Origin of the sequence: Cysteiniphilum litorale (assembly GCF_003428165.1) — a bacterium.
Taxonomy (GTDB): domain Bacteria; phylum Pseudomonadota; class Gammaproteobacteria; order Francisellales; family Francisellaceae; genus Caedibacter; species Caedibacter litoralis.
This window is the reverse complement of the sequence record NZ_QLIQ01000031.1, coordinates 21,490-32,316: the sequence shown is the minus strand read 5'-3', so window position 1 is coordinate 32,316 and position 10,827 is coordinate 21,490. Positions and strand designations below refer to the sequence as shown.

Here is a 10,827-nt window from a genome sequence, read left to right as displayed (position 1 = left end):
CTCTATTTGATCATTTGAAAAATAGTTTAATGTTGTGGCATACAAGGCATCGCTCACCTGTAAATGCATGCACACATTTGATGGCATGCCTTGCTGCATGGGTTATCGATCCTATCTCTATTGTGGGCCAGAAAAGATTGAGTGTTTTATGAACCGTAATTCCGAACTGAGGTTAAATAACAAATCAACAAATGCAGTTGTTAAAACATTCTCACAAAGCGATTTAGTCAAAATGGGTGGGAAGGTAACTTTGCCTGTTGGTGAGTACTTGATTTTTGCTCATACTGCTCAGCATGGTGTGCTCAAACTATCATCCAGTGATGTTGCGATTAAAAGCAATGAAATCACAAATGACAAAATAACCTATACAGCACCACAAAATGTGTCATCAAATGTAACATTTACTTTAGGTGTTGCTAAACCGCAAGGTGCTTTGCCACTTCAATTAAATATTGTTGATCAAACATCAGGTCAAACGCAAACGCTAGCAATCGGCTGGGATAATGGCACTAAAAGCATCAGTTTGACGGATGGTCATACTTATCATTTTGCAATCAATGAGCAAACGATTGATGGGCAGATGTATGATTTCAAATTTAGTAGTAATGATATTACGCTACAAAGTGATCAGCAAAATTACCAAATTAAGGTCAGTGCAGATATTACGCCAATCATTCAACCTCAGCAATTAACCGTTAATGTTTCAGGGTTAGCTGGAGCTGATTAATCAGTATTGAGCTTTATTAAAGATGGTGTAACTGTCGCAACGAAAGAAGCGGGTAATTCAAATCTGACATTGAATTTAGAACCAGGTCAATATGTGGTACAAGGAAGTTCGGTTATTGATGGTGATTATGAATATGACGCTGCTCAACAGACAGTTACTATTTCAACTGATTTAGAGCAGGCATTTATCGTGTTGTTCTATCGGTAATAACTGCTGTTGTCATCACCCCATTAACATTGGTGGCAGTTCGTCCCATATCAATAATCGGGTCAACGCCTTGCACAAGCGCGATGATATTAAATGGTAATCCAAGCGTTGCAAAGGTAACCCCTGCTGCAATAAAGGCGGTTCCTGGGATGCCAGAGACACCTAATGAAGCAATCATATTAATCGCTCCAACTAATAGGATGATTTGCCAAGTAATTGGCTCACCCATAATCGTTAGGGTCATGACAACAAGCATTGCTGGATAAATACCCGCGCAAGCATTCATACCAATGGTCGCCCCTATGCTTGGTGTAAAGTTTGAAACACTTTCAGAGAGCTTTAAGCGATTGCCTAAGGCATCCATGGTCACCGGTAATGTGCCAAAGCTTGAACGTGTGGTAAAGGCAACCAGTAATGCGCGCCAAACATTTTTGTAATAATGAATTGGATTAACCCCGCTTAGAGTAATCAATATGGTATGCATAACGATAACAATAAGCATGGCAATATACATCGCAGCAATAAAGTTGATCATCTGCATCAAGGTTGTTAATCCGTGATCAAGTGTCATTTGTGTCATCAATGCAAAGACACCATAAGGTGTCAGAGCGATAATCATATTGGCAAGCTTTTTAGCAACAAAGAATGCTGAGTGAATAAAGCTAATAAAAGGGGCAGCGATTTCTTTTTCCTGTTGATGAAGCTTTAACGTGGCAAAGCCAATCAAAGCGGCAAAAATAACAACGGCAATGACATTATTATCTGCCATTGCCGTGACTGGGTTGCTTGGTAACATGCCGGTAATCGTATCCACAAGGCTATGTGCTTCAGGGGTGTTTAAAGCACCAGAGAATGACATGCCAAAGCCAATATGCATCCATGATCCGACCATTCCGCCAATAACTGCACTGATACCAGTAAGAAGCAGAATAATGACAACCGCCTTTGTCACCATTTTAATCAGATAAGATCCTTGGTGATGACGCAGGTTAACGATCGCATGGATAATGGCAGTTAATACCAGTGGGATAATTAACATCTTAAGTAAGCTAATATAAGTATCACTAACTAAATTTAAGAGACTATGCAAGGTGTCATCACCACTATTTTGATTTAATAGCCGTAAAATAATACCAAAGGCAACACCGATGACTAAAGAGGCGACGGCACGAATGTTAAAACTGATTTTATAAAATTGTGCCAGTGCCAATAGGATTGATATCAGCAAAAAAATAGTTGTGATCACGTAGAGGGCTCCGTATGGTTGTAAAATGATAAAGATAATCATTGGATAATGATAGGCGAGTTGTTGGACGATAGCAAAACAAACAGTCGATATATTATTTATTAACAGTATAAGAAAAACTGATTAATGAGATGGGTCAGTTATATGTGCTATTGATCGCTTGTTTGGCTTGACGATAGCGCTTGATGTAACCAATCAATCGTCCAACAAACAGACCACTACATATTCCCGAGACACTGAGACTAATAAGACTAAAAGTAAATTGATCAGCAAGCGCGGGTTCCAATGCAAGCTTATAGTTTACGTCGTATTTACTGATAAAGATGATGACCAATAACACGAAAGTGAACCAACCACCATGAAAATGGATAGATTTGTTGTTGACGATCACATCATATTTACCGTTTAAAGCAATAATTAGTCCAATACCAATGCCAATGAGTATAGCGATAATCCAGATGATAATATTGGTTAATGTTAGCGGAAATACACTAATTAAGGTATCAAGTGACAATAAGGTAAAAATAATTGGGATAATGGATAGTTTCGTTAGTGATACCGTGCGCGGCTTAGTCGCTTTGATGCCAATCACAAGACAGTAAATAAAAATCAGATAAACCCACCATGGGGTATAAATAAGCATGGTCCAAAAACTAATTGTCGTTGTGTTCATTGATATTACTCCTTTAACTTATTTCACTTAATTCTAGTTAGTTTGCTAAGCCATTGGGTGCGCTCAATATTTCAAATACTAAAGAGGTGTGGCGATCAGCAGAATAATCAGCAAACCAATCATCGTAAGGGTAAGCATAGCCGCGAAAGGCATTGGCATGAATATTACTAACATAACTAGAATTAGCGCCAATTGTACATGTTGCCGGTGTGTTGTAAGCACCAACGCAACCATATTGCTGAAAAATATTAGACGTGGGACCAAAGGCAACACTAGCTACTGACCCTGGGCTATAGCAGCCAGCAAAGCTTGATGATGATGTCGCAATAAAATTAGTACTGTTGAACTGTGGTTGCTGAGCTTTCATACCGCTATCAATGGTTTGGCATAATTGCTCCAGTGAAATATTTGACGGGTTTAATGTGGATGCAGGGATTTGTTCATCAAAATAAGATACTGCCTGTGTGGTGTCACCTAGTGCAAAATCATAAGTAAAATAAGTTCCTGCTTGAGGGTAGAGCTTATAGCGTGTGTTATAGCCATTGACCATTGAAATATCAATATTTGCTTGGTTGTGAATATCCGTAAGTGCAGGATAGGTGGCTTCTAAAAGTGTGGCATATTCACCATATGTGCCATCACTTACATTGCGTGTATTAATACTAGCAATTTGGAAATTATATGAGGAAATACCAGCGTCTGGTATTGAATAATTATAGTTTGATTGACCATTTACTGTGAATGAATTGTTTTGACCACCGCCGGTAACTTTTATGGTAACCGGTAACGTGAGATTATTCATAAAAACAATTTGTCGTGGTGGGTATGTTGGGGGCGTTGGCGTAACTTGTGGTGTAATACTTGATAACGTGCCTGCAGCATAAGAAACATTAAGTTCATTACCACTGAGTTGAGGTGTGCTAATTCCAGGACAGCTGCCAGAGACGTTATTTGATTGAGACATCGTCAACTGACAACCTCGGTAAGTTCCATCGCCATTAGGCGTGATGATTTGGAAAGTACCATTTGTATTTGTTGGCATTAAAAAAACCGGTTGTGCCAAGCTTTCAACATAAGCAATTAATTTCTGACCTTGATAAACATAGCTTGGTAAAGGCGTGCCGGAAGGGAAGTTTAAGCGCCAGTAGTTGGTGGTTCCTGGCTGTGGTGGGTTGACTTGGATGCTATATGCTTCCACTTGAAGGCTATTAGCGGATTGATAACTTTGATTATTATAGGTGGCAGCTGCTGATAGTGAGGCTAATAAATTAGTATTTGTTGTATTACTGTCTTTTACCGTAAATATGCATTGATTAGCAGTGGTTTGTGTATTAACAATTTGCAGATAGGCGCTAGCATCTCCTGAAATATTCAATGTGCAGTTTGTGATGCCAGTACCCTGAGTGCTCCCAAGATTGGAAAAGGTCGCTGTATAAGTATAGCTTTGGTTGTAATATTGATTGGTCGTGCCAGTGAGTGAGAGTGCAGTGGTTGATGGAGAGCTACTACCGCCACACCCAAAGAGGATTAGTGAAAATGCACCAATTGTGGCTAGGGAAATTATTCGTGTATTGCGAATCATCAAAAACTCCTTGTGCGATGACTTTAGTTAGTATAGGCAAGTATGATTCTAGCACCAATTTAAATATTTACGAGGTAAGCGCAATTTTAAATATGGTGTCCCGAGCAGGAATCGAACCTGCATCTAGCCCTTAGGAGGGGCTTGTTCTATCCGTTGAACTATCAGGACAAAAAGATGAGGTGATGATGCCTGAAAAGATCAGCATATTCAAGTGGAGTAGCTATATAGAAACATTTAAACATTAATTTTCTTGAACTAAGCTTGTTTTGGTATTTGCAATTTGTAAAAGTTTTCAGTATCCTCGCCCAGAGTTATGTAGAAAAATGTCAGAAATGCGAATGAATACGTTAAAAAATACGACTCATAGCATGGATGGCTTTAATTTTTTGGAGGTATCTATGGGATCTGTAGGTTCGTGGGCGGTTGTGTTTGCTCCATTAGTCGTGATTATTGGTTTGTCATTGGCAAATTACATTAAAAATAAACCTTAAACAATATAATTGAGTACTAAAAAGACACTAGAAGTAAGGGATATAAATACTTTTAGGTCGTTTTAGTCAATAGTCATTTTGTTTAGCTAAGTAAAATAAAAGGGGTAGGGGATGACGGTTTTAGTTATTGTATTTGTGCTGTATATCGGCATTATTTTAGGGCTGGGTATTTGCTCATATTTTTACACAAAAAATCTACATGATTATATGCTCGGTGGGCGTTCATTAAGTGGTCCCATTGCAGCTTTAGGAGCTGGCGCTTCTGATATGAGTTCATGGCTTTTACTTGCGTTACCAGGAGCTGTAATGCTTAATGGTTTAAACCAGATCTGGTTGCCGCTTGGCTTATCATTGGGTGCTTACTTAAACTGGCAGTTTGTCGCTAAGCGCTTGCGTGTTTATACTGAAGTTGCTAATGATTCAATTACGATTCCATCGTATTTTGAAAATCGCTTTATGGAAAAAAGTGGTATGCTGCGCCTGCTCAGTGCTCTAGTGATTTTGATCTTTTTTACTTTCTATACGGCATCAGCATTTGTTGCCGGAGGTTTGTTGTTTGGTTCAACCTTTAAAATTGATTACACCACAGGTCTTTATATTACTGCATTAATTATTCTGGTTTATACCTGTGTCGGTGGCTTTTTGGCGATCTCATGGATTGATTTTTTCCAAGGGGCTTTGATGTTTATTGCTTTGATTATTGTGCCTGTTACTGTGTGGGTGCATATTGGCAGTTTATCTGAGGCATTACACACTGTTTCTCAGCAGTCGCCGGTATATTTAAATGCCTTTAAAGGCACAAGCATTATTGGAGTGTTATCACTCTTTGCTTGGGGGTTAGGTTATTTTGGCCAACCTCATATCCTGGTGCGCTTTATGGCAACTAAGAGTGCCAAAACCATCCCACAAGCGCAGTTTATCTGTATGACATGGATGTGTGTGGCACTCATTGGTGCGGTATTTACTGGACTTTTTGGTATTGCCTATTACGCGCCACATACGCTTAAAAATCCTGAAACGGTTTTTATTGTATTAGCAGAAACATTATTTAATCCATGGGTGGCAGGTGTGTTATTAGCAGCAGTTTTATCGGCAACGATGAGTACGGCTTCAGCACAGCTTCTGGCGTCTTCAAGTGCGGTAGTTGAGGATTTTTATCACAAGTTTATTCGCCCGAATGCTAAAGCCAATGAAATGCTCATTATTAGTCGCATCATTGTCACTGTAATTGCTATTATTGCAGTGCTATTGGCGCTTGATCCTAAAAGCTCGATTTTAAATCTTGTGGGATATGCGTGGGCAGGGCTGGGTGCATCATTTGGTCCGATTATTGTGTTGTCACTTTTCTGGAGACGCATGAATTTAACTGGCGCTTTTTGCGGTATCGTTGTTGGTGCATTAACTGTCATTATCTGGCCTTATTTAAAGAGCTTGGGTGGCATTTTTGAATTGTATGAATTGCTCCCTGGCTTTATCTTTGCCTGTATTGCTATCTATGTGGGTAGTGTCTTGAGTAAAGCACCAAGTGATGCGATTTATCAACGCCATCAACAAATGCTTGATCATCTATAAGTACTAAGCAATGGCTTATTGGTCATCATGGATATTCAGCTCATGCCCGAACATGACGACTTGCAGTTATTCTCGGACTTGATCCGAGAATCTAAAAAACACCTGATAATATGTGTATAGGCACTTATGACTTGAATTTAGGAAATATATTTAGTTGATAACTTCATTGATTTGATGATCACTAGTGATCTCTTTCTTATCATGGATGTACTTATTCAAAATTGGGCGTGATAGCCACATGATTGCGGCAATAATTAAGGTAACAATACCGATTTGTGCAAACACCCCTGTATAGACATGGAGACTTTCCAATGTGCTTAATGTTACACCACTTGGTGGAGAAGTCATATTACCGACAAACGCGCCTAGTGGACCCGCTAACATTGATGTTAAGAACCAAATACCCATAACAAAGCCAGACATGGCGCGCGGGCAAAGCTCAGCAACCATGGCAACACCTAAACCAGAAACTAACAATTCACCAGTAGATTGCAAGGTATAAGTTAATACCATCCACCAAGGTGAGGCAAGACCTGTTTCAGCAGCAGTAAAACGTGGTAAATAAAGCACTAAGAAGGCAAGACCACACAATGTCATACCAAAGCAGAATTTTGTGACGTGCGTTCCTGGTAGTTTTCTATAAATCACAGCCAAAATAGGTGAGGCAATAATAATTACCAGTGGGTTTAAAACTTGGTAAGAAGCTGCAGGAATTGTCCAACCAAAGAGGTTGTTATCGATATTGTGCACAGCAAAGAATGTTAGCGAAGTTGGCATCTGGTTATAAAGAACAAAGAAGACAATCCCTTCAAGAATCAAAAGAAATGCGATAAGCATACGAATGCGATCAGAGCCTTTTAAGCTTAAGGCGGTTTTTAAGAAGTATAAGAAACCACCTGCAACAACAATGTAAACAATCGTGTAACAAATTTCTGTATGCGGTAGCAGTTTACCAAAAACAATAACAGCAACAATTGATGCAACAATAATGGTGATCAAACGACCGAAAATCATTGGTTTTGCGCCTGCTTCGGTCGATAGAGAGCCTAAGACTTTATAAAAGACAAAGTAGTTTAAAAGACCAAGTAATAAGCCAAAAGCACTGATCCAGAAGGCTGCTTCCCAGCCAAAAGCTTGTGCGGCAACTGGGGCAATTAGCATAGAAACGAATGAACCTAAATTGATTGCCATATAATATAAGGTCATCGCACCATCTAAAGCAGGGTCACCTTTTTCATATAACTTAGAAATAAGTGATGATGGATTTGCTTTAAACAGCGCATTACCGACAATAATCCCGCCAAGCGCGTAAAATATCGTGCCCTTAGTTGACATTGCTAAGGCAACATATGATATGAGCAAAATAATAGCACCAAGTGCGACGGTACGCTTGGCACCTAGGTATTTATCACCAACATAGCCGCCAACCCAAACAAATCCATATACAAAGGCTGAAAAAGAGCCAAAAGTATAAATACTTAGCTCTTGGCTAAAGCCTAAGTGACTTACAAAGTAGAGTGCTAAAATTGCTTGGGTTGCATAATAACCAAAGCGTTCCCATAATTCGATTCCCCAGATTACCCAAAATGGTTTGGGTAGTCCTCTAGAGGCAATAACCTCATTTGACATGTAGTTTCTCCCGTATTTTTAATAATATGTAGAATCGGAAGTTATACCCATCGCAAACTACTTTGCAACTAACCACCGCAAAATGATTCACATGGGTATATAACAAGAAATCAATAAAGTTACAACGCCTCATAATTAGTAATAATGCATCGTAACTCTCTAGATTATATAAGTTTTAACTTCTTCCGCTCTGGCAGTATTTATAAATCCTTTTATGATTAAAATCAACTGAAAATAAGTAAACAAGTGTAAATTTACTTCATTTTTGAGTGGCTTTATCATTTGATACATTTTGTATGATAACTTTTAGTACTGTTTTTGCTGTTTACTGTAATTGTATTACGAGAGTTGCTGTGTTTAAATGACGGTGCAGATCACGCTAACTAAAATAAGGAAGTTCAATGGATAAACAATTAACATTAATATTAAGAGGTGTATTGCTAGGCAGTTTGATGGTGACAGCTGTATTTGCGGGTGCCAAAGTACCTAATGAGGTGTGCAAAGAGGGTGTGTGTTCACTGCATTTGAAGAATATGTACTTGTCTTATCAGTTGCAAGCAGATAAAAATATCAAGTTTACATTAAGTGCCAAGACAACGGGATGGGTTGCCGTCGGATTTGGTGTTAACAATACGATGGTAGATGCGATGATGGTGTTGGGATATGTTGATGCCGATGGTAAAGTGCAGTTATCACAGGAGTATGGGGTGAAAGGACGTCCACCACACAAGAGTGTTATATCTTTAGGCGGTACGCCAGAGGTTAAACTGATTTCAGGCAAAGTGGAAAAAGGGCAAACAACCATTAGTTTCACACTGCCAATGATGCCATCATCTGCTAAATATAATTATACGTTTACTCAAGGTGAAGATATTCCCATCATTTTGGCTTATGGCAAAAATGGCGCAAAGAATTTCACTAGTTATCATCAGTATCGCGCTAGTGCGGAGATAAAGTTGCCTAAATAAATTAACTTGCCCAAGTATCTCTAAGATTAACAATTTGATTAAAGACAATATTGCTAGCGCTATGCTCAACTTGATCAGCACAAAAATACCCTAAACGATTAAACTGGAAACGTGTTTCGGCTTCAGTTTGTGCTAATGAAGCTTCAAGCTTGGCATTGTTAATAACCACTAAAGAGTGTGGATTTAAGCCTTGCTCTAAATTGTCTAAGGCAGCGGGGTTTTCACAGTTGAACAAGCGATCATATTGTTTGATTTCAGCATTGATGCAGTTATTAGCATCCACCCAATGGAGCATCCCTTGTGGTTTGATACCATCGCTTGGTTTTTTGCCACCTAGTGTTTCTGGTAAATAGCGACATTTTAATTTGGCGATATTACCCAAGTGATCTTTTTCAAGGTCATAGCATTCGATCACATAGGCATTTAATAAACGCGCACGTCCATTTAAAGAGAGCTTTTTATGACCTTTCTCTAATTGCTCCATAAAATCATCTTGTTCAATATAAATACGGTTTGAAATGCTAATATCTCTGCGTCCGAAATCAGGGTTTTGTGGATGATTCGGCACATTGAGTACTTCGTTTGCTAGATTAGCGATCTCAACCAATAACGGCTTTAATACGGCATTGCGACGTTCAGCTGTTTGATTTAAATCATCACGAATGACCTCTTCAAATAAGCTGTAATCAGTAATGGAGTCTTGCTTTGAAATGCCGACAAGATCAATCAAGCGACGAATAGCAGCAGGTGTCACACCACGGCGACGTAATCCGCGAATAGTAGGCATTCTAGGGTCATCCCAGCCAGAAACAAGCTTGTGTTCAACAAGATATTTTAATTTGCGTTTGCTAGTAATGGTGTAGTTTAAATTCAAGCGTGAAAATTCAATTTGTTGAGGTTTATTCTCAAATCCACACTTTTCAACAACCCAGTCGTACAATGGGCGGTGATCTTGGAACTCAAGGGTGCAAAGTGAGTGAGTGATGCTCTCAATAGCATCAGAGGCAGCATGAGCGAAATCATACATAGGGTAAATACACCAAAGCTCTCCAGTATGCGGGTGCGTTACTTTCTTAATGCGATAAAGTGCTGGATCTCGCATATTTATATTGCCGGCACTCATGTCAATTTTAGCGCGTAAGGTGCACGTGCCTTCATCAAAGAGGCCTTGACGCATTTGTTCAAATTTTTGTAAATTTTCTTCAACACTGCGTTGGCGATATGGACTGTCTTTACCGCTTTCAGTTAGTGTGCCGCGGTGAGCGCGGACTTCATCTGCTGTTAAGTCACAAACATAGGCGTTACCCTCTGTAATTAGCTTAACCGCTAGCGCGTAGAGTGTTTCAAAATAGTCAGAGGCATAAAAAAGATTATCTCCCCAATCAAAGCCAAGCCATTTAACATCTTCTTTGATTGCTGCAACAAACTCTGCTTCTTCATTAGCTGGATTTGTATCATCAAAGCGTAAGTGACATGGTCCTTTTTGGTAAGCTAGTGCCAAACCAAAGTTAAGGCAAATCGATTTGGCATGCCCGATATGTAAGTAGCCATTAGGCTCTGGTGGAAAGCGTGTAATCACCTTACCATGAGTTTTATTGTTAGCAAGATCTCTATCGATAATATTACGTATAAAATTGGTCTTGTGTGCAGTTTCAGACATTGTTTGCTCAGGTTTATTTAACTAACCGCGTTATTGTAAAGTGCTTTATCAGCGAGCTCAATAGCAAGCTTA

Annotated in this window: 10 protein-coding genes and 1 tRNA gene; 5 read left to right on the top strand and 6 right to left on the bottom strand. The window is 39.3% G+C overall.

Going from position 1 to position 10,827, the window contains the following annotated elements; genetic code table 11:
- The first annotated feature begins 148 nt into the window (after window positions 1-148).
- Together DNJ75_RS11335 and DNJ75_RS11330 are read left to right on the top strand one after the other, a co-directional pair.
- A complete protein-coding gene (locus tag DNJ75_RS11335) occupies window positions 149-727 on the top strand; it encodes a hypothetical protein (RefSeq protein WP_157968316.1) in 579 nt (192 codons plus the stop codon).
- Between the two features lie 6 nt (window positions 728-733).
- The gene (locus DNJ75_RS11330) at window positions 734-934 is read left to right on the top strand and encodes a hypothetical protein (protein ID WP_117003569.1); all 201 of its coding nucleotides are present in this window, start codon (window positions 734-736) and stop codon (window positions 932-934) included.
- Here the strand turns inward: DNJ75_RS11330 and DNJ75_RS11325 are convergent.
- From DNJ75_RS11325 to DNJ75_RS11310, 4 genes are all read right to left on the bottom strand, one after another.
- Window positions 912-2,180 carry a cation:dicarboxylate symporter family transporter gene (locus DNJ75_RS11325; RefSeq protein WP_117003568.1) on the bottom strand — a complete coding sequence of 423 codons (1,269 nt, stop codon included), beginning with the start codon at window positions 2,178-2,180 and terminating at the stop codon, window positions 912-914. The two genes, DNJ75_RS11330 and DNJ75_RS11325, sit on opposite strands and share 23 nt — an antisense overlap.
- A 136-nt stretch (window positions 2,181-2,316) precedes the next feature.
- The gene (locus DNJ75_RS11320; RefSeq protein WP_117003567.1) at window positions 2,317-2,853 is read right to left on the bottom strand and encodes a DUF6622 family protein; all 537 of its coding nucleotides are present in this window, start codon (window positions 2,851-2,853) and stop codon (window positions 2,317-2,319) included.
- A 37-nt stretch (window positions 2,854-2,890) separates the two neighbouring features.
- Window positions 2,891-4,435, bottom strand: a complete 1,545-nt coding sequence (locus DNJ75_RS11315; protein WP_117003566.1) for a thaumatin family protein — start codon at window positions 4,433-4,435, stop codon at window positions 2,891-2,893.
- 93 nt (window positions 4,436-4,528) lie between these two features.
- A tRNA-Arg gene (locus DNJ75_RS11310) sits at window positions 4,529-4,603 on the bottom strand.
- Between the two features lie 155 nt (window positions 4,604-4,758).
- Between DNJ75_RS11310 and DNJ75_RS15385 the strand changes: the two genes are divergently transcribed.
- Both DNJ75_RS15385 and putP read left to right on the top strand, forming a co-directional pair.
- On the top strand, window positions 4,759-4,926 hold the full coding sequence (locus tag DNJ75_RS15385; RefSeq protein WP_157968315.1) for a hypothetical protein: 168 nt from the start codon (window positions 4,759-4,761) through the stop codon (window positions 4,924-4,926).
- A 111-nt stretch (window positions 4,927-5,037) separates the two neighbouring features.
- The gene (gene putP / locus DNJ75_RS11305; protein WP_117003565.1) at window positions 5,038-6,498 is read left to right on the top strand and encodes a sodium/proline symporter PutP; all 1,461 of its coding nucleotides are present in this window, start codon (window positions 5,038-5,040) and stop codon (window positions 6,496-6,498) included.
- 150 nt (window positions 6,499-6,648) lie between these two features.
- Here putP and DNJ75_RS11300 read toward each other — a convergent pair whose 3' ends face one another.
- A complete protein-coding gene (locus DNJ75_RS11300) occupies window positions 6,649-8,127 on the bottom strand; it encodes an oligopeptide:H+ symporter (protein WP_117003564.1) in 1,479 nt (492 codons plus the stop codon).
- A gap of 401 nt (window positions 8,128-8,528) precedes the next feature.
- On the opposite strand from DNJ75_RS11300, the gene DNJ75_RS11295 reads away from it, so the two are divergent.
- Window positions 8,529-9,095: a DOMON domain-containing protein gene (locus DNJ75_RS11295; protein WP_117003563.1), complete on the top strand. Its 567-nt coding sequence runs from the start codon at window positions 8,529-8,531 to the stop codon at window positions 9,093-9,095.
- A gap of 1 nt (window position 9,096) precedes the next feature.
- Here the strand turns inward: DNJ75_RS11295 and DNJ75_RS11290 are convergent, their stop codons facing one another.
- Window positions 9,097-10,755, bottom strand: a complete 1,659-nt coding sequence (locus DNJ75_RS11290; RefSeq protein ID WP_117003562.1) for a glutamine--tRNA ligase/YqeY domain fusion protein — start codon at window positions 10,753-10,755, stop codon at window positions 9,097-9,099.
- Between the last annotated feature and the right edge of the window lie 72 nt (window positions 10,756-10,827).

Excerpts from the sequence above, each read along its gene's own strand:
- DNJ75_RS11335 (WP_157968316.1), top strand. The coding sequence starts at position 149 with ATGAACCGTAATTCCGAACTGAGGTTAAATAACAAATCAACAAATGCA.
- DNJ75_RS11320 (WP_117003567.1), bottom strand. The coding sequence starts at position 2,853 with ATGAACACAACGACAATTAGTTTTTGGACCATGCTTATTTATACCCCA.
- DNJ75_RS11315 (WP_117003566.1), bottom strand. The coding sequence starts at position 4,435 with ATGATTCGCAATACACGAATAATTTCCCTAGCCACAATTGGTGCATTT.
- DNJ75_RS15385 (WP_157968315.1), top strand. The coding sequence starts at position 4,759 with ATGTCAGAAATGCGAATGAATACGTTAAAAAATACGACTCATAGCATG.
- putP (WP_117003565.1), top strand. The coding sequence starts at position 5,038 with ATGACGGTTTTAGTTATTGTATTTGTGCTGTATATCGGCATTATTTTA.
- DNJ75_RS11300 (WP_117003564.1), bottom strand. The coding sequence starts at position 8,127 with ATGTCAAATGAGGTTATTGCCTCTAGAGGACTACCCAAACCATTTTGG.
- DNJ75_RS11295 (WP_117003563.1), top strand. The coding sequence starts at position 8,529 with ATGGATAAACAATTAACATTAATATTAAGAGGTGTATTGCTAGGCAGT.
- DNJ75_RS11290 (WP_117003562.1), bottom strand. The coding sequence starts at position 10,755 with ATGTCTGAAACTGCACACAAGACCAATTTTATACGTAATATTATCGAT.